General features: G+C 60.7%; 13 protein-coding genes and 1 other RNA gene. 6 read left to right on the plus strand and 8 right to left on the minus strand.

From position 1 onward, the window contains the following. The first annotated feature begins 48 nt into the window (after positions 1–48). Entirely contained in the window at positions 49–960 is a 912-nt protein-coding gene (locus tag V3W39_RS04070; protein WP_330212227.1) for a DUF2167 domain-containing protein, read from the plus strand. 57 nt (positions 961–1,017) lie between these two features. Here V3W39_RS04070 and V3W39_RS04075 read toward each other — a convergent pair whose 3' ends face one another. Continuing rightward, positions 1,018–1,629 (minus strand): hypothetical protein, encoded by a 612-nt coding sequence (locus V3W39_RS04075; RefSeq protein WP_177113355.1) that lies wholly within the window; start codon positions 1,627–1,629, stop codon positions 1,018–1,020. A 1-nt stretch (position 1,630) separates the two neighbouring features. Beyond that, on the minus strand, positions 1,631–2,677 hold the full coding sequence (locus V3W39_RS04080; protein WP_177045745.1) for an N-acetylmuramidase family protein: 1,047 nt from the start codon (positions 2,675–2,677) through the stop codon (positions 1,631–1,633). Between the two features lie 284 nt (positions 2,678–2,961). Between V3W39_RS04080 and V3W39_RS04085 the strand changes: the two genes are divergently transcribed. Next, positions 2,962–3,495, plus strand: coding sequence for a hypothetical protein (locus V3W39_RS04085; protein WP_177045747.1), 534 nt, complete (start codon positions 2,962–2,964; stop codon positions 3,493–3,495). Between the two features lie 14 nt (positions 3,496–3,509). Next, a complete protein-coding gene (locus tag V3W39_RS04090) occupies positions 3,510–4,097 on the plus strand; it encodes a hypothetical protein (protein ID WP_330212228.1) in 588 nt (195 codons plus the stop codon). A 104-nt stretch (positions 4,098–4,201) separates the two neighbouring features. Here the strand turns inward: V3W39_RS04090 and ffs are convergent. The 6 genes from ffs to V3W39_RS04120 form a co-directional block, all read right to left on the minus strand. Further along, positions 4,202–4,298: signal recognition particle sRNA small type (ffs, locus tag V3W39_RS04095), an RNA gene on the minus strand. A 208-nt stretch (positions 4,299–4,506) separates the two neighbouring features. Continuing rightward, positions 4,507–5,670, minus strand: a complete 1,164-nt coding sequence (locus V3W39_RS04100) for a zinc-binding metallopeptidase family protein (RefSeq protein WP_330212229.1) — start codon at positions 5,668–5,670, stop codon at positions 4,507–4,509. 138 nt (positions 5,671–5,808) lie between these two features. Then, positions 5,809–8,169 (minus strand): NAD-dependent DNA ligase LigA, encoded by a 2,361-nt coding sequence (gene ligA, locus V3W39_RS04105; RefSeq protein ID WP_330212230.1) that lies wholly within the window; start codon positions 8,167–8,169, stop codon positions 5,809–5,811. 87 nt (positions 8,170–8,256) lie between these two features. Continuing rightward, positions 8,257–9,108, minus strand: a complete 852-nt coding sequence (gene zipA, locus V3W39_RS04110; RefSeq protein WP_330212231.1) for a cell division protein ZipA — start codon at positions 9,106–9,108, stop codon at positions 8,257–8,259. Positions 9,109–9,366: 258 nt separating this feature from the next. Continuing rightward, entirely contained in the window at positions 9,367–12,855 is a 3,489-nt protein-coding gene (smc, locus tag V3W39_RS04115) for a chromosome segregation protein SMC (RefSeq protein WP_330212232.1), read from the minus strand. Positions 12,856–12,857: 2 nt separating this feature from the next. Beyond that, positions 12,858–13,517 (minus strand): GntR family transcriptional regulator, encoded by a 660-nt coding sequence (locus tag V3W39_RS04120; RefSeq protein WP_177134675.1) that lies wholly within the window; start codon positions 13,515–13,517, stop codon positions 12,858–12,860. Between the two features lie 280 nt (positions 13,518–13,797). On the opposite strand from V3W39_RS04120, the gene xdhA reads away from it, so the two are divergent. The 3 genes from xdhA (at position 13,798) to xdhC (ending at position 18,604) form a co-directional block, all read left to right on the plus strand. Beyond that, positions 13,798–15,246, plus strand: coding sequence for a xanthine dehydrogenase small subunit (gene xdhA, locus V3W39_RS04125; protein WP_330212233.1), 1,449 nt, complete (start codon positions 13,798–13,800; stop codon positions 15,244–15,246). After that, positions 15,239–17,638: a xanthine dehydrogenase molybdopterin binding subunit gene (gene xdhB / locus V3W39_RS04130; RefSeq protein ID WP_330212234.1), complete on the plus strand. Its 2,400-nt coding sequence runs from the start codon at positions 15,239–15,241 to the stop codon at positions 17,636–17,638. The genes xdhA and xdhB overlap by 8 nt, the downstream gene beginning before the upstream one ends. Positions 17,639–17,761: 123 nt before the next feature. Further along, the gene (gene xdhC, locus V3W39_RS04135; protein ID WP_088424560.1) at positions 17,762–18,604 is read left to right on the plus strand and encodes a xanthine dehydrogenase accessory protein XdhC; all 843 of its coding nucleotides are present in this window, start codon (positions 17,762–17,764) and stop codon (positions 18,602–18,604) included. Positions 18,605–18,606 lie beyond the last annotated feature (2 nt).

Below are 18,606 nucleotides of genomic sequence, written 5' to 3' on the forward strand. Positions count from 1 at the left end.
GTTTCAGTTATCCTGCCGCGAAATTAATTCAAATTGTAAGGGACTACCATGAATTACTTCCGCCTGTTGTTGGCGGCGGCCGCTCTGAGCCTGCCTGTCGCACCCGCTTTTGCCGCCACCAAGCCGGCGCCTGTTGAAGCCACCGCACCCGTCGAAGCCCCCGAAACCGCAGAACATTTTCTCGGCTCCCTCAAGCAGAAGACCGGTACCGTCACCCTGCCCGGCGGCATCGCCACCCTCAAGCTCAACGACGAGTTCTACTACCTCGACCCCGCAGACACTGAGCGCCTGCTGACCGATGGCTGGGGCAACCCGCCGGGCTTCAAAACCCTGGGCATGATCGTGCCGAAAGCCGTCAGCCCGCTGTCGGAACGCGGCTGGGGCGTGATCGTCAGCTACAAGGCCGACGGGCACATCTCTGACGAAGACGCGGCGAAAATCGACTACGCCGAACTGCTCAAGCAAATGCAGGAAGAAGACGTCGAAGACAACAAGCAACGCCAGAAGCAAGGCTACGCCGGCCTGCACCTGCTGGGCTGGGCCGAGCCGCCGCACTACGACGACACCACCCACAAGATGTACTGGGCCCGTGAACTGAAAGCCGACGACGCCAAGCAGACCACCCTCAACTACAGCATCCGCGTGCTGGGCCGTGAAGGCGTGCTGGAACTCAACGCCGTCGCCGGGATGTCCGACCTGGCCACCATCAAGCAGGAGTTGCCCAAGGTCCTGGCCTTTACCAACTTCACGGATGGCAACCTGTACACCGACTTCAACCCGAAGACTGACAAACTCGCGACCTACGGCCTCGCGGCACTGGTTGCCGGCGGGATCGCCGCCAAGGCCGGGCTGTTCGCCAAGATCGGCATCTTCCTGCTGGCGGCGAAGAAATTCCTGGTGATTGGCGTCGTGGCGCTGTTCGCCGTCATCCGCAAGCTGTTCAATCGCAACAAGGCCTGAGTTGCAGGCATAAAAAAGCCGCGGCGTGCCTGGCACACCGCGGCTCACAGAACAGCTTCAGCTTTTCGCAGGAGCCAGCCTGGCGTATTGGTCCTGGCTGATCCAGCCCTTGGAAGAGCGGCCCTCGCCGTTGATGTACTCCACCTGGGCCCAGCCATCCTTGAACGCCAGCACCGCGACCACATCGTCCTTGACCACGTAGGCACGATGACTGGCCTTGGCGTCCGGGGTTTTCTGCAGGAAGGCCTTGTCGGACGAAACGGTCACCAGGCCAATCCACTTCTTGGCAGCCGTCTGGCTCAGGTCCAGGCCGGTGGCAATTTCAGGCATCAACACACTGACGCAACCGGGATGTTCGCGGCCCTTCTCCACGGTCAGCGTCACGCCGTCCGAGGAGGCAGCAACGGTTCCCGGATAAGTCGCATCCAGCCAGGTGGACACCGACGCCTTCGCACCGTCGACCTTGCCCTGCAGGAAGAACGTGCACGTGCGGGTCACGCCCTCGCCCATCTCCTCAGAATAAAAACCTTCCACCTGATGCTCAGGCGTCACGGCCAGCATCAGCCCTTCGTACTTGCCCGCGTGCAACGTGGCGGCAAACGCGGGCGCTCCCACCACACACACGAAAGAGGCAACCCACAAACGAGACAGGCAATGTTTGAACGGCATACTATTTTTTCCCTTCAAGTGCTTCGTAGGCTTTTTTGATGCGCTGGTCATAGTCGCCATAATCCTTGCCGTTATAGTTCAGCGCCATGGCGGCGTAATCCTTGTTCTTCATGGCCTTGACCAGTGCCGGGCTCTGGCTGCAAAAACCGAGGAAGGCCTTTAGTTGCTGCCCGGCATTAATCTTCATGGCCACCACAAACTCAAACACCGTTTTATAACCGCATGCCGTGAAGTTGGAGCCCATTATCTGAAACATGCCCCAGGAGGCCGATTTCAAGGCTGCTTCCTGATCCAGTGCAAAGGCCGTGGCCATGGTTTCCCAGGCCTTGGTCTGGTCCTTGTTGTTGGCCTTCCACTGGGGGCCGGCTTTTTTCACGTAGGGGTACGACAACAGCGGGTGGGTCTGATCGTATTTATGATGGGTGTACTTGCGAAAGTGGTGCCCTTCAAAAGCGATCACCGGCAACTTGGCCGGCCCGAACCCTGAGCGCCCGCCCGACTCCACCGTGGCGAAGGCCTTGATGATATTGACGGAAATACCGTTACCCAACTGCGTGGCGGCGTTCTGAAAGTCCGTATCCGTCAGCGTCGTACCGCCGTCGCACGTGGCCTGGAGCATCATCTGCCGGTTGCGCCGCTCGGCCTCGATCATTGCCCGCATGCGGTCCAGGTAATGGTTGACGGTCGCCTGGACCATGTCGGAACTGGTATTGCCGAACACATTCAGGAAGGTCGGAATGCGCAGGGTCGGGTGCGGCTTGACCGGCACCTTCACCGCCTCTTCGATCAGGCTATTGAACGTGCGCCCGGTGGGGTCGATCACGCCATCAGGATGAGCGTACTTGAGATAGCGGAACTGATACTGGCTGATGCACTGCACCAACTGACCGTCGCACTTGCCGTTTTCGGCGAGGGGAAAACCCAACTTGGGAATGATCAAGTTGAACAAGTACTGGACGCACTGAACGTCGGCGGGCAAGTTGCGGGCTTTGCCCGGCGCACCGACGGAAGCGCTGATGAGAGTAGGCAACCCTTGCAGGCTTTTCATTACTGACATCCTTGTTAGTTGGAGTAGATGAGCCATAAAGCGCCATCACTTTAATATCATCCATGTGCCGCCGACATATTTAGAAATATGTCGCTGGCGCAAACTAACAAGGCGAATTTGGGTTGTCCAGCGCAAGGTTTTAAGGATGTGAGCAACCCCTCACTGACGTCGTCCCTGGGAATAATTTTTAAACGGACTGGGCACTTTGCCACTACTTGCGCTACTGTCTGTTGCGCAGGATGCATTGTCGTCCTGACATCTAACAATGACGTCCAGGGACTGACATGAAATCGACCTTTATTGCCTGTGCCATCAGCGGTTTGCTCTTCGTCTCGACAAACGCCCACGCAGAAGATTTTGCGGGCTACTTGCTCAAGGCCGTAACGCCAAAAGGTTCGCAATGGCAAACCAAAAACGATGACGAGATGGCATCAGCGTTCGCGAATGCCGGGGTAAAACGATACAAGTGGTCTGCCGACACCGGAAAAGACGAGATCACCCTGTTTGTGTTGCCGGGCCAGAATCAACCGCCAAGCGCGGCCCGTGATTCCGATACCCGGGCCGCCGAGAAGAACTGCAAAACACATATCAGCCAGACTGACATGGGAGATACCAGCACCCCGTATATGGGCTGGTCGGTGATCTGCACACAGGCGAACGGCAACGTCATGACCTTGCGGCATTTTGCCTATCAACTGGGGGGTGACACGTACAAGGTTTCCAGGACCTGGAGAGAAATGCCTTCAGAACAAACCGTTGCACAATGGAGCGCAACGCTCGCCAGCATCGCCGACCACATCAACAGCACTAAACCGTGACACAGGAGGTGCCCATGCGTTGGCTGATCGTGGTATCGACTGTCCTGCTGCTGTTCGGCTGTGCATCCAAACCGCCTGTGGCGCCGCCGGACCTGTCCCGCCCGTCGATCGCCGAGACAAAGTCGGTGGTGTTTGCCGGGAAAACATACGTCCTGAAATACCAGGCCCGGGGCAACGTTCCGCTCTGGGAATATTTCCTCGCACCAGAAAGCGTCAACGCCTGGAGCGAACTGGTGGATTTTCGCCTCGCGCCGCCCCAGACCACCGGCAACGAGCCCCGGGACCTTGCCAACCTGATCGCGCAGGCCCACAAACAGGAATACCCCAACCTTCCGGTGGAGATGTTTTCAGACGATAAAACCGATGCGATCTACGTGCTGCTGTTTTATCCGACCTCCACACGCAAGGACGGCAGCTTCTTTGAGTTCAATATCTTCAAATACTACAAGGACAACGGGACCGGCCAAATCATCAGCTTCCACTTTGCCAAGAACATCCCATCCGACACGCCTGCCGCACGACAGGAGTTGCCCGGGCACATGGCGAGGCTGCGCGCAGAAGTGATTCCGGCCATGGGAGAGTTCCCGCTGTACCGTCAGTAACCCTGATGAGCGAACAGCAGAAATCGCTTCGCAGATGACGATTGTCAGCGAAGGGTTTCATAAGGGTATTTTTTGAATCAAGGAGGGTCGCGTTATGGAGGCAACCCCACCAGCCACACCCCGGCACACAATGTTCCCGCTGTGGCTGCTGCCTTCCGGCTCTGACCAGGTTCACGGGTAATCGTTGCGGGGGGACCGATGGGGTCACCATAACGACGCTCGCCTCTCGGCAAGCCGCGCCATTGTACCGATCTCATCGGAAGTTACAACCGTTCGCGCGGGATTAAAAATATCTGATGGTTCAAGTACTTGGCTGTAGGTGCGAGCTAGCGCGCGAAGACCGCAAACACGCCGCGTTCATTCAGCATAGGCACGTCATCGTTGACGACCATCGCGAGCAAGCTTGCTCCTACAAAAGCACGACCTCATCTGCCCTGCCGCCCTCTTGCTGGATCACCAGGTGAATGAAGTGCAGCTTGGCAATCACCGCCGGCGGCAGGACGAACGGATAGAAATCCGGCTGGCCCATGCTGCGGGACAGTTCGTTGAGCATGCCGGCCAGTTCAATCCAGGCATTGACGAACGACAGGAATGCCGCGCCGCCCGGATGTTCAGGGTCATACAGGGTGCTGACGGGAAACGGCTGGTAATCCAGGTCCATCTCCCGGGCGCTCATGCCGAAGCCCAGCGCGGTGTCGACGGCGTCCATCATGTGCAGGTAATGCGCCCAGGTTTCCGCCCAGTCTTCCCACGGGTGCATGGTGGCGTAGGCGCTGACGCAGGTTTGCTGCCAGTCCGGGCGCGGGCCGTTCTGGTAGTGGTGCTCAAGGGCGTCGGCGTAGCTGGCGCGCTCGTCGCCGAACAGCGTGCGAAACGCTTCCTGCCAGTGGCTGTTGGCGATCAGGCGGTCCCAGTAGTAGTGGCCGACTTCATGGCGAAAATGCCCGAGCAAGGTGCGATAAGGCTCGCGCATCTGCACACGGATTTTTTCGCGGTGGGCGTCGTCTGCTTCCTTGATATCAAGGGTGACGAGGCCGTTGGCGTGGCCGGTGGTCGGTGCGTTGCCTTCCAGGTCGATGCCGACGAAATCAAAGGCCAGGCCGGTGTCTTCATCGACGGTCTTGGGGATGACCTGCAAACCCAGGCTGATCAGTTGCGCCACCAGGCGGCGCTTGGCGGTTTCGACCTTGCGCCAGCGTTCCGGGTTTTCGGGGATCGACAGGTCGGGGATGGTGCGGTTCAGGCTGCAAGCTACGCACAAGGTCTGGCCGTTGTTGGCGGGCAGCAACCAGTTGCAGGCGGCCGGCGTGTCGAGGTTGGCGCAGCGGCGAAAGGCAACGCCTTCGGGGTCGGCGTCCAGCAGCCACGTATCGGCGTACGGGCCGGGCTGCAGTGAGGACAGGCGGCTCTGCTCCGGCTGATAGCCCAGCAGCGCCGAACAGGCCAGGCACTGGCTGTTGCGAAAGAACAGCGACTGCCCACAGCGGCACTGCCAGACCTTGCTGTTGCGCGAGGTCTCGGCCATGAACGGTGCGGCAATGCGCGAACTGAGTTGTTCGAAGAAGCGGTACATGGCGATCTCTCCCTGGGCTGCCCAAGACTAGATCATTTCCTGCCGATGATCGTTCCCACGAATTGTAGGAGCCAGCTTGCCGGCGATGGCGATCTTGAAAACGCCATCGCCGGCAAGCCGGCTCCTACAGGATGAGCGTCAGGCAACGGTTATGCCGTGCTGGGTGAGGAACGCGACGAATGCTTCTTCATCCAGCACCTTCAAGCCCAACTCACTGGCCTTGGCCAGCTTGGAACCGGCGCCCGGCCCGGCCACCACGCAATGGGTTTTCGCCGACACAGAACCCGCCACCTTGGCGCCCAGGCTTTCAAGTTTTTCCTTGGCGACGTCGCGGCTCATCAGTTCCAGGGAGCCGGTGAGCACCCAGGTGTGACCGGCCTCGGGCAGGCCTTCGACGACCTTCTTCTCGCTCTGCCAGTGCATGCCGAAGTCCTTGAGCTGCTGCTCGATGGCCAGCGCGCGATGGGCGTTTTCTTCAACGTCGAAGAAATCCCGTACGGCCTTGGCCTGCTTCTCCGGCAAGGCCTGGCGCATGTCGAGCCAGTCGGCCTTGATCACGCCTTCGAGGGAGCCAAATTTATCTGCCAGCTTCTGCGCAGCACCCGGGCCTACGGACGGCACGTGCAGCTTGTCGAGCAAACCACCCAACGTGGTGCTGGCCGCGAACTCGGCGCTCAGCTCGCCCTGCTCCTGCAACTCCAGGCCGCACGCCTCCTTGGAGACCAAGGCCCCGATCACTTCCTGGTTATGGCTGTCTTCAAAGAAGCTGTGAATCTCGTGGGCCACTTCCAGGCCGACGTCCGGCAAGTACGTCAGCACTTCCGGCAAGGCCTGCTGCACGCGCTCCAGGGACGCCAGGGAGCGCGCCAGCACCTTGGCGGTCTCCTCGCCTACATCGGGAATGCCAAGGGCGTAGATAAACCGTGCGAGGGTTGGCGTCTTGCTGTTTTCGATGGCGGTGATCAGCTTCTTGCTGGAAACGTCGGCAAAGCCTTCCAGGTCGATGATCTGTTCGTACTTGAGCTTGTAGAGGTCAGCCGGCGAGCCGATCAGCTTCTCGTCCACCAGTTGCTCGATGGTCTTGTCGCCCAGGCCGTCAATGTCCATGGCCCGGCGCGAGACGAAATGGATGATCGCCTGCTTGAGCTGCGCACCGCAGGCCAGGCGCCCGACGCAACGATACACCGCGCCTTCACTGACGGTTTCCTTGCCCTTGCTGCGCTTGACCAACTGCGTGCGCTCAACGTGGGAACCGCACACCGGGCAACTCTCGGGGATCTGCACCGCACGGGCGTTTTCCGGGCGACGCTCGGTGACCACCGACACCACCTGCGGGATCACGTCACCCGCACGGCGGATGATCACGGTGTCGCCGATCATCAGGCCCAGGCGCGCCACTTCGTCCATGTTGTGCAGGGTGGCGTTGGACACGGTCACACCGGCAACCTTGACCGGCTTCAAGCGTGCCACAGGCGTTACAGCCCCGGTGCGGCCGACCTGGAATTCAACGTCCAGCAGTTCGGTCAGCTCTTCCATGGCCGGGAATTTGTGAGCGATTGCCCAGCGTGGCTCGCGGGCACGGAAGCCCAGTTCCCGCTGGTAGGCAATGCTGTTGACCTTGAACACCACGCCGTCGATTTCATACGGCAAGGCATTGCGGCGCTCGCCGATATCACGGTAGTAGTCGAGGCAATCCTGAATCCCCTTGGCCAGCTTCAACTCATGGCTGATGGGCATGCCCCACTGCTTCAGCTGTTGCAGATTGCCGATGTGGGTGTCGCTGATATCCGTGGTCACGCCGTAACAGCAGAATTCCAGCGGACGGCTGGCGGTAATCTTCGAATCCAGCTGGCGCAGGCTACCCGCTGCCGCATTGCGCGGGTTGGCGAAGGTCTTGCCGCCGACTTCCAGTTGGGTGGCGTTCAGCCGCTCGAAACCGGCCTTGGACATGAACACTTCGCCGCGCACTTCCAGGGTCGCCGGCCAGCCGGTGCCCTGCAGTTTCAGCGGAATATTGCGCACAGTGCGCACGTTGACGCTGATGTCTTCACCGGTGGTGCCGTCGCCGCGGGTGGCGCCACGCACCAGTTCGCCATCCTGATACAGCAGGCTGACCGCCAGGCCATCAAGCTTCGGCTCGCAGCTGTATTCCACCGCCGCGCCACCGCCAAACAGGTCGCCTACCGGCAGGTCCAGGCCCTCGGTCACCCGGCGATCGAATTCCAGCATGGTGCTTTCATCGAAGGCGTTGCCCAGGCTGAGCATCGGGATTTCGTGACGTACCTGAGTGAATGCAGACAATGCCGCACTGCCGACCCGCTGCGTCGGTGAATCACGGGTAACCAGGTCCGGGTGCTCGGCTTCCAGGGCCTTGAGCTCGTGGAACAGCCGGTCGTACTCGGCGTCCGGGATGCTCGGTTCGTCGAGGACGTGGTAACGGTAGTTGTGCTGATCCAGTTCAGCGCGCAGTTCGAGGATGCGGGTGTGGGCGGCGGTCATGGGTGTTCTCTCATAAAGCAAAAGAGCAGCCGAAGCTGCTCAATATGTTAGTGCATGGATTCTACAGGCAACGCTTAAGCTTGGACCTCAGCGCTTCTGTGTCAGGGCGCGACGCTCGAACTCGACGATGCGCTGACGGTAATGCTCGATGGTCTGGGCGGTCAGGACGCTGCGTTGATCGTCCTTGAGCTCGCCGTTGAGTTCCTGGGACAGCTTGCGGGCAGCGGCCACCATCACGTCGAATGCTTGTTTCGGGTGACGCGGGCCTGGCAGACCGAGGAAGAAACTCACGGCCGGGGTGCTGAAATGGTCGATGTCGTCCAGATCAAAGATGCCCGGCTTGACCGCGTTGGCCATGGAGAACAGCACTTCACCGTTGCCAGCCATGCTTTCGTGGCGGTGGAAAATATCCATTTCGCCGAAGCGCAGGCCGCTTTCCAGAATATTCTGCAGCAAGGCCGGGCCCTTGAAGCCGGCGGCGTCACGGCAGATCACGCTGATCACCAGCACCTCTTCGGCGGCCGGTTGGTCCTTGACGGATTCTTTATGGGCGCTCCTGGTCGGTGGTTCATCCGGGAAGTCATCGTCACGGCTGCTGAAGCTCGGGCCTTCGTCCAGGTCCAGGTTCAGGTCGCCCTGGGCCGGTTCGCTGGCCGCAGCACGTTTGCCGCGTTTGGGCTCGCGGGCTTCACGCACCGGTGCGCTCATCGACGGCAGGTCGTGCTCGTCCAGCTGCGGCTCTTTATGGTTATCCAGGACACGCGGTGGCCCCAGCAGCTCGGCGCTGCCGTCGTCGTCCGGCAGATTGGACAGGTTGCGGTCCAGGCGGAATTTCAACTTGCCCTTGCCGCCGCGCATCCGGCGCCAGCCATCAAAAAGAATACCGGCAATGACAATAATGCCGATGACGATCAGCCACTCGCGCAGACCGATTTCCATGTAATCCCGTGCCTCTAATAAAAAATGCTGAAAAATAAGGGGTTTAGCACCGTGCAAACCGCTTTAAAACGTGGCGCCAACTCTATGTTCTGAATGACGTTTTGCCCACGCATACGAAAATTTGACATTAAACTAGCACGACCAAAGATAACTTTACACCGTCTGTCAAAATGCCTTGAACAAATATGTCCATTTGCCACTTTTCCCAGACCGGTAAATCACCTTACATCCTGCTGAAAATCCTCCTTCGAAGTGGGCTCAGGATTCCACCAACGCCATCGCCTCTTCGACATCCACCGCCACCAATCGCGAACAGCCAGGCTCGTGCATCGTTACACCCATCAACTGGTCAGCCATTTCCATGGCGATCTTGTTGTGGGTGATATAGATGAACTGCACCGTCTGGGACATCTCTTTAACCAGTCGGGCATACCGTCCAACGTTAGCGTCATCCAGCGGGGCGTCAACTTCGTCGAGCATGCAGAACGGCGCCGGGTTCAACTTGAAGATCGCAAATACCAGGGCCAATGCCGTCAGTGCCTTCTCGCCACCGGACAACAAATGGATGGTGCTGTTCTTCTTGCCCGGAGGCCGCGCCATGATCGTTACCCCTGTATCGAGTAGATCTTCGCCCGTCAGTTCCAAGTAAGCGCTGCCACCACCGAAAACTTTCGGGAATAACGCCTGTAAACCACCATTAATCTGATCAAAGGTATCTTTGAAGCGATTGCGGGTTTCCTTGTCGATCTTGCGGATCACGTTTTCCAGGGTGTCCAGGGCTTCGACCAGATCGGCGTTCTGCGCGTCCAGATAACGCTTGCGCTCGGACTGCTGCTGGTACTCGTCGATGGCGGCGAGGTTGATCGCGCCGAGTCGTTGAATACGCGCGGCAATCCGCTCAAGTTCTTCTTCGGCTTCTTTCTCGTTGGCCTCGGCGGTCAAGGTATTGAGCACGCCATGCAGGTCGTAGCCGTCTTCCAGCAACTGGTCTTGCAGGGTTTTGCGGCGCACCGTGAGGGCTTGCCATTCCATGCGCTGCTGTTCGAGCTGACCACGGATCAGTTGCGACTGTTGCTCGGCCTGGGTCCGGCGTTTTTCCGCGTCGCGCAGTTCACGGTCGGCGTCTTCCAGGGCGATCTGTGCGGTCTTGAGTTCTTCGTCGACGGTCATGCGCTTGTCGAGCAACTCTTCGAGCTTCAGGCGCAGCTCTTCCAGCGGGGCTTCGCCCTCCTCCAGGTTGAGGCTCAGTTGCTCGCGTTTTTCGGTCAGGCGTTCGGACTGCATTTCCAGGCGTTCAAGGGCCTGGCGGGTGGAGTCGTGTTGCGCACGCAGGGAGCCGAGGCGCACGGCTAACTGGTGGGCGTGGTCCTTGTGCTGACGGGCTTCCTGGCGTACGCGGTCGAGGCGTTCACGCAGGCTGTCGCGCTGGGCCAGCAGCAACTCGCGCTGCTCGGTGTCCAGGGCCATGCTGTCGAGGGCTTCCTGCAGTTGCAGGCGGGCTTCACCGACTTGTTCATGTTCGAGAGCGCGCTGCTCGCCCATCTCGGCCACTTCTTCGTCGAGACGGGTACGGCGCAGGGTCAGTTGTTCGACCTTGGCCTTGCTCGCCGAGAGCTGGGCTTTCAATTCGCCTTGCTGGCGCGCTTCGTCCTGCAACAGGCGGCGCAGATGTTCGCGGCCGGTCTCTTGCTGGCGTTGGGTGGCGCGCAGGGTTTGCAGCTGGTTTTCCAGGGACTCGAGGGTGGCTTCGCGCTCTTCGCGCTCGGCGGTCAGGTTGACGATTTCCTGGCCACGGGCCAGAACGCCGCTTTCCGCTTCGCTGGCGCGACGCACCCGCAAAAAGTGCCGGCCAACCCAAAAGCCGTCGCGGCTGATCAGGCTTTGCCCGGCAGCCAATTGACCCCGCTGAGCCAGGGCCTGCTCAAGACTGTCCACGGGTTTGACCTGGCCCAGCCAAGGCGACAGGTCAATCGCCGCCTCGACCTTGTCCAGCAAGCTGCCCGGCACGCGAGTGCCGTCCGCCGCCGGGCTGAGCAAGCGCAGATCGCCCTGGGCAAACCCTGCCAGGTCAAAGCCGCCAAAATCATCCACCAGCACCGCTTGCAGGTCGGCGCCGAGCACGGTTTCCACCGCCAGCTCCCAACCGGCTTCAACCTTCAAGCCTTCGGCCAGGCGCGGGCGTTCGGCCAGGTGTTGATCGCGCAGCCATTCGGCCGTGCCGGTGCCCGGGTCGAGCGCCGCTTGCTGCAAGGCTTCCAGGGACGCCAACCGGCCGTTGAGCCGCTGCAAATCACCTTGAGCGGTTTGCTGGGCTTGGGTCGCCTGTTGCAGTTGCTGACGCAATTGCTCCAGGCGCTCCACTTGTTGTTCTTCGCTGGCTTCCAGCTCTTCCAGCGTCATTTCGCTTTCGGCGAGCTTCTCGCTCAACTGCAGGATCGCCGCATCTTCCGGGTCGGCAGCGAGCAGCACACGCTCCTCCACCAAACGCCGCTGACGCTCGGCCAGGCGCTCCATGCTGGTTTCCAGTTGCTGGATGCGCGACTGCTGCACCTCAGCCTGGCGGCGCGGCTCGGCAGATTGCAGGTTGAAATTGTCCCACTGCTCCTGCCAGCCATGCATGGTGGTTTCGGATTCTTCCAGGGCCGCAGCGGCTTCTTCAGCGGCGGCGCTGGTGACTTCCTGCTCGGGGGTGAGCATGCCCAGCTCTTCCCCAAGGGTCAGCAGCAACGTGCGGTCGTGGCCCAGGTGGGATTCGGTTTCCAGGCGCGCGCGTTCGGCTTCTTTCAGGTCATCCTGCAATTGGCGCAAACGTTGTTGACCGTGCTGGATGCTCTGCTCGACCCGAGCGATATCGCCGCCCACCGAATAGAAGCGCCCCTGCACCAGATTGAAGCGCTCGGACAGGTCATGGTGACCGTCCCGCAGGCGCTCGATGCTGGCGTCGGCATTGCGCTGTTCGGCCACCAGGGCTTCAAAGCTGATTTCCTGGGTGCCGATGATTGCTTCGCGCTGGCCCACTTGGTCGTTCAATGCTTGCCAGCGCAGAGCCGACAGTTGCGCCTTGAGCTGACGCTCCTCGCCCTTGTATTCCTGATACTTCTCGGCCGCCTGGGCTTGGCGGTGCAGGCGCTCCAACTGGCGCTCCAGCTCTTCACGCAGGTCGGTCAGGCGGGCGAGGTTTTCATGGGTACGACGGATGCGGTTTTCGGTCTCGCGGCGGCGCTCCTTGTACTTGGAGATGCCGGCCGCTTCTTCGATAAAGTTACGCAGGTCTTCGGGCTTGGCTTCAATCAGCTTGGAGATCATCCCCTGCTCGATGATCGAGTAGCTGCGCGGGCCCAGGCCGGTGCCGAGGAAAATGTCGGTGATGTCCCGGCGGCGGCACTTGGTGCCGTTGAGGAAGTAGCTGTTCTGGCTGTCGCGGGTCACCTTGCGACGGATGGAAATTTCCGCGTAGGCCGCGTACTCGCCCACCAGGGTGCCGTCGGAGTTGTCAAACACCAGTTCGATGCTGGCCTGGCTCACCGGCTTGCGGCTGGTGGAGCCGTTGAAGATGACGTCGGTCATCGACTCGCCACGCAGGTTTTTCGCGGAGCTCTCGCCCATCACCCAGCGTACGGCGTCGATGATGTTCGACTTGCCGCAACCATTGGGCCCCACCACTGCCGCCATGTTACTGGGGAAGTTCACCGTGGTCGGGTCGACGAAGGATTTGAACCCCGCCAGTTTGATGCACTTGAGCCGCACGCTTAGGCTTCCGCCAACGCAGCGATGACCAGCGAGCAACTGCGCTCACCGTAGGCCGAGAGCACCTGGCGAATCTGCGGCAGGTCACGGGCCAGCACGGCGGCGAGCAATTGCTCGAACAGCACCAGGTACTCGCTCATGGACGCCTTGCGTTGATCCAGCGCCAGGTAATAGGCACGGTTCATCGCCGGCTGCAGGTTCTCGACGGTTTCCTGCAGATACGGGTTGTTGGCGAACGGATAGGCGGCGCGCATCACGTTGAAGCTTTCTTCGACGAAGGCCCGGATGTCCTGGCGTTCGAAGCTGGCGATCAGGCGCTGCTGGATCTGCACGAACGGCGCCATGTCGGCCTGGGTCTGCCAGCCGGCGGCGACCGCGTTGCCCAGCAGGATATACAGCTCGCCCATCAGCGTGCACAGGCTCTGCACCTTGTGGGCGGAGAGTTCGGTGACATGGGCGCCACGGCGCGGCAGGATCGCGATCAGGTGCCGGCGCTCGAGAATCAGCAAGGCTTCGCGCACGGAGCCACGGCTGACATTGAGCGCCAGTGTGACCTTCTGCTCCTGGATCCGCTCCCCAGGCTTGAGCTCGCCGCGAATGATACGTTCGGCGAGGTGGTGAGCGATTTGCTCGGCAAGACTATCCGGCGCCTTGAACGTCATGTTTTCCCTTCAAAATCTTCTATCGGTACAAGCGCGGCAGTGTAGCGCACTTGCCGGTTGATGGCGTACGGCCCACAGAGCGGAATTTGGCATGAAATAAGCAGCCGTTAAAGTCCAGAAGCCCCCAAAAACGGCGGTTCCAGAGAACTGGACCATAATTAAAGATGTTGAGATCGCACTTTCTTGACCTTTCGGTCAGAAAATCGTTGACCGAAAAGTCAGACATGACTAGATTCGGCGCAAAGCGGTTAACAACAATAATGAGTCTGCGAGGCCTTCCGTGATCCAGTTTTTACTAAACCAGGAGCTCCGTAGCGAGCACGCCCTGGACCCGAACCTGACCGTGCTCAACTATTTGCGTGAGCACCTGGGCAAATCCGGCACCAAGGAAGGCTGCGCCAGCGGCGACTGTGGCGCCTGCACCGTGGTGGTCGGCGAGCTGCACACCGACGATCAGGGCGCCGAGCAGATTCGCTATCGCAGCCTCAATTCGTGCCTGACGTTTGTTTCGTCCCTGCACGGCAAACAACTGATCAGCGTCGAAGACCTCAAGCACCAGGGCCAGCTCCACAGCGTGCAACAAGCCATGGTGGAGTGCCACGGTTCGCAGTGCGGCTTCTGCACCCCGGGTTTTGTGATGTCACTGTTCGCCCTGCAAAAGAACAGTGATGCACCCGACAGCCAGAAAGCCCACGAAGCCCTGGCCGGCAACCTCTGCCGCTGCACCGGCTATCGCCCGATTCTCGCCGCCGCTGAACAGGCCTGCTGCAACAAGCCCCAGGACCAGTTCGACAGCCGCCAGGCCGAAACCATCGCCCGCCTGAAAGCCATCGCACCGACGCAAACCGGTGAACTGAACAGTGGCGACAAACGCTGCCTGGTGCCGCTGACCGTCGCCGACCTGGCCGACCTTTACGACGCGTACCCACAAGCCCGGCTGTTGGCGGGCGGCACCGACCTGGCGCTGGAAGTCACCCAGTTCCACCGCACGCTGCCGGTGATGATCTACGTCGGCAATATCGAAGAGATGAAGCGCATCGAAAGCTTCGACGATCGCCTGGAAATCGGCGCCGCGACTTCGCTGTCCGATTGCTACACCGCTCTCAACCACGAATACCCGGACTTCGGCGAATTGCTCCACCGCTTCGCCTCGTTGCAGATCCGCAACCAGGGCACCCTGGGCGGCAATATCGGCAACGCCTCGCCCATCGGTGATTCGCCGCCGCTGCTGATCGCCCTCGGTGCGCAGATCGTGCTGTGCAAGGGCAACACCCGCCGCACCCTGGCCCTGGAAGATTACTTTATCGACTATCGCGTCACTGCCCGTCAGGACAGCGAATTCATCGAAAAAATCATCGTGCCCAAAGGCGTGCCGCTGTTTCGCGCGTACAAGGTTTCCAAGCGCCTGGACGATGACATCTCTGCCGTCTGCGCCGCCTTCAACCTGAAGATCGATAACGGCGTTATCAGCGACGCGCGGGTTGCCTTCGGTGGCATGGCCGCCACCCCGAAACGCGCAAAAAACTGCGAAGCGGTGCTGAACGGAGCCACCTGGAATTCCGCCACCGTGGAAAAAGCCTGCGCTGCGCTGGCCGAAGATTTCACGCCGCTGTCGGACTTCCGCGCCAGCAAGAAATACCGCCTGCTCAGCGCGCAAAACCTGCTGCGCAAATACTTCATCGAACTGCAAACGCCGCACATCGAGACTCGGGTGACCGCTTATGTCTAACCATCACGCCGTGGAAAAATCCCAGGCCGAACTCGCCGAACTGTTTGCCCAGGACCTGACCAGCGGAGTCGGTCGCAGCGTCAAGCACGACAGCGCCGCCAAGCACGTCTCGGGCGAGGCGCAGTACATCGATGACCGCCTGGAATTCCCCAACCAGTTGCACCTGTATGCCCGCATGTCGGACCGCGCCCACGCGAAGATCATCAGCATCGACACCGCGCCGTGCTACGCCTTCGACGGCGTGCGCATCGTCATTACCCACGAAGACGTGCCGGGCCTGAAAGACATCGGCCCGCTGATGCCCGGCGACCCGTTGCTGGCCATCGACACCGTGCAGTTTGTCGGCCAGGTGGTGCTGGCCGTCGCCGCCCGCGACCTGGAAACCGCACGCAAGGCCGCCATGGCCGCCGTGATCGAATACGAAGACCTGGAGCCGGTGCTGGACGTGGTCGAGGCGTTTCGCAAAAAGCATTTCGTGCTGGAAAGCCATACGCACCAGCGCGGAGATTCCGCCGGCGCGCTGGCGACCGCCAAAAACCGCATCCAGGGCACGCTGCACATCGGCGGCCAGGAACACTTCTACCTGGAAACCCAGATCTCCTCGGTGATGCCCACCGAAGACGGCGGCATGATCGTCTACTGCTCCACGCAAAACCCCACCGAAGTGCAGAAGCTGGTGGCCGAAGTACTCGACGTCTCCATGAACAAAATCGTGGTGGACATGCGCCGCATGGGCGGTGGTTTCGGCGGCAAGGAAACCCAGGCCGCAAGCCCCGCATGCCTGTGCGCGGTGGTCGCACGCCTCACCGGCCAGCCGACCAAAATGCGCCTGCCGCGGGTCGAAGACATGCTGATGACCGGCAAACGCCACCCGTTCTATATCGAGTACGACGTGGGCTTCGATGACACCGGCCGCCTGCACGGTATCAATCTGGACCTGGCGGGCAACTGCGGCTGCTCACCGGACCTGTCGAACTCGATTGTCGACCGCGCCATGTTCCACTCCGACAACTCCTATTACCTGGGCGACGCCACCGTCAACGGCCACCGCTGCAAGACCAACACCGCGTCCAATACCGCTTACCGTGGCTTCGGCGGGCCACAAGGCATGGTCGCCATCGAAGAAGTGATGGACGCCATTGCCCGGCATCTGGCCCTCGACCCGCTGGCCGTGCGCAAGGCCAACTACTACGGCAAGACCGAGCGCAACGTCACCCACTACTACCAGACCGTCGAGCACAACATGCTCGAAGAGATGACCGCCGAGCTTGAACACAGCAGCCAGTATTTCGAGCGCCGCGAAGCGATCCGTCGCTACAACGCCAACAGCCCGATCCTGAAAAAAGGCCTGGCGCTGACCCCGGTTAAATTCGGCATTTCCTTCACCGCCAGCTTCCTCAACCAGGCCGGCGCGCTGATCCACATCTACACCGACGGCAGCATCCACCTGAACCACGGCGGCACCGAGATGGGCCAGGGCTTGAACATCAAGGTAGCGCAAGTGGTGGCCGAGATTTTCCAGGTGGAAATCGACCGCGTGCAGATCACCGCCACCAACACCGACAAGGTGCCGAACACCTCGCCGACGGCGGCTTCCAGCGGTGCCGACCTGAACGGCAAGGCCGCGCAGAATGCTGCCGAAACCATCAAGCAACGCCTGGTGGAATTTGCCGCGCGCAAGTATGAAGTCAGCGAGGCCGACGTTGAATTCCACAACGGGCATGTGCGGGTTCGCGATCATATCCTGACGTTTGAGGCGCTGATCCAGCAGGCGTATTTCGCCCAGGTGTCGCTGTCCAGCACGGGCTTCTACAAGACGCCGAAAATCTTCTACGACCGCAGCCAGGCGCGCGGCCGGCCGTTCTACTACTTCGCGTTCGGCGCGGCCTGTTGCGAAGTGATCGTCGATACGCTGACCGGCGAATACAAGATGCTGCGTACCGACATCCTCCACGACGTGGGCGCCTCGCTGAACCCGGCCATCGACATCGGCCAGGTCGAAGGCGGCTTTATCCAGGGCATGGGCTGGCTGACCATGGAAGAGCTGGTCTGGAACAACAAGGGCAAGCTGATGACCAACGGCCCGGCCAGCTACAAGATCCCCGCCGTGGCCGACATGCCGCTGGACCTGCGGGTGAAGCTGGTGGAAAACCGCAAGAACCCGGAAGACACGGTGTTCCATTCCAAGGCCGTGGGTGAGCCGCCGTTCATGCTCGGCATCGCCTCGTGGTGTGCGATCAAGGATGCCGTGGCGAGCCTGGGTGACTATCGTCATCAGCCGAAGATTGATGCACCGGCGACGCCGGAGCGGGTGTTGTGGGGGTGTGAGCAGATGCGCCAACTGACTGCCGCGAAGGCTGTTGAAACTGAAACCGAGCTGGCTTCGCTTTAGACCGAGGCGCTGCCATCGCGGGCAAGCCCGGCTCCCACATTTGGATGTGTGAACCCGATCAAATGTGGGAGCTGGCTTGCCTGCGATAGCGGTCGAACTGACAACAGAGATGCTGAGGTAAACATGAACAACTGGATCAGCGCCCTCGCCGACCTGCAGAACCAGGGTGAACCCTGCGTGCTGGTGACTATCATCGAAGAGCTCGGCTCCACGCCGCGCAATGCCGGTTCGAAGATGGTCATCAGCGCCGCCCACACCTTCGACACCATCGGTGGCGGGCACCTGGAATACAAGGCGATGCAGATCGCCCGGGACATGCTCGTGCGCGGCCAGCAGAACACTCACCTGGAGCGCTTCAGCCTCGGCGCCAGCCTGGGCCAGTGCTGCGGCGGCGTGACGGTGCTGTTGTTCGAACCGATGGGCCAGGTGCAGGCGCAGATCGCGGTGTTCGGCGCCGGCCACGTGGGCCGTGCGCTGGTGCCGCTGCTGGCCAGCCTGCCGTGCCGGGTGCGCTGGATCGATTCCCGCGAACAGGAATTCCCGGAACACATCCCCCAAGGCGTGCGTAAAATCGTCAGCGAAGAGCCGGTGGATGAAATCGACAACTTGCCTGTGGGCAGTTACTGCATCGTCATGACCCACAACCACGCGCTGGACCTGGAGCTGACCGCCGCCCTGCTCAAGCGCAATGACTTCACCTACTTCGGCCTGATCGGTTCGAAGACCAAGCGCGTCAAGTTTGAACACCGCCTGCGGGATCGCGGTTTCGACACCGCGCAACTGCAACGCATGCATTGCCCGATGGGGCTGACCGAAGTCAAAGGCAAACTGCCTGTGGAAATCGCCATCTCCATCGCCGGCGAAATCATCGCCACCTATAACGCCAACTTCGGCCAGCACACTGCGAGCGCCGAACCCATTGCCAAACTGCTGCCGGTATCACGCCGCAGCCAAGCGACTAACTGAGA

The organism is Pseudomonas sp. Z18(2022) (genome assembly GCF_036346535.1).
GTDB lineage: Bacteria > Pseudomonadota > Gammaproteobacteria > Pseudomonadales > Pseudomonadaceae > Aquipseudomonas > Aquipseudomonas yamanorum_A.

What these genes read in the sequence shown, in the direction of transcription:
- V3W39_RS04085 (WP_177045747.1), top strand. Translation starts at nt 2,962, where the DNA reads ATGAAATCGACCTTTATTGCCTGTGCCATCAGCGGTTTGCTCTTCGTC.
- V3W39_RS04080 (WP_177045745.1), bottom strand. Translation starts at nt 2,677, where the DNA reads ATGAAAAGCCTGCAAGGGTTGCCTACTCTCATCAGCGCTTCCGTCGGT.
- V3W39_RS04070 (WP_330212227.1), top strand. Translation starts at nt 49, where the DNA reads ATGAATTACTTCCGCCTGTTGTTGGCGGCGGCCGCTCTGAGCCTGCCT.
- xdhC (WP_088424560.1), top strand. Translation starts at nt 17,762, where the DNA reads ATGAACAACTGGATCAGCGCCCTCGCCGACCTGCAGAACCAGGGTGAA.
- V3W39_RS04100 (WP_330212229.1), bottom strand. Translation starts at nt 5,670, where the DNA reads ATGTACCGCTTCTTCGAACAACTCAGTTCGCGCATTGCCGCACCGTTC.
- V3W39_RS04075 (WP_177113355.1), bottom strand. Translation starts at nt 1,629, where the DNA reads ATGCCGTTCAAACATTGCCTGTCTCGTTTGTGGGTTGCCTCTTTCGTG.
- ligA (WP_330212230.1), bottom strand. Translation starts at nt 8,169, where the DNA reads ATGACCGCCGCCCACACCCGCATCCTCGAACTGCGCGCTGAACTGGAT.
- V3W39_RS04090 (WP_330212228.1), top strand. Translation starts at nt 3,510, where the DNA reads ATGCGTTGGCTGATCGTGGTATCGACTGTCCTGCTGCTGTTCGGCTGT.
- xdhB (WP_330212234.1), top strand. Translation starts at nt 15,239, where the DNA reads ATGTCTAACCATCACGCCGTGGAAAAATCCCAGGCCGAACTCGCCGAA.
- V3W39_RS04120 (WP_177134675.1), bottom strand. Translation starts at nt 13,517, where the DNA reads ATGACGTTCAAGGCGCCGGATAGTCTTGCCGAGCAAATCGCTCACCAC.
- zipA (WP_330212231.1), bottom strand. Translation starts at nt 9,108, where the DNA reads ATGGAAATCGGTCTGCGCGAGTGGCTGATCGTCATCGGCATTATTGTC.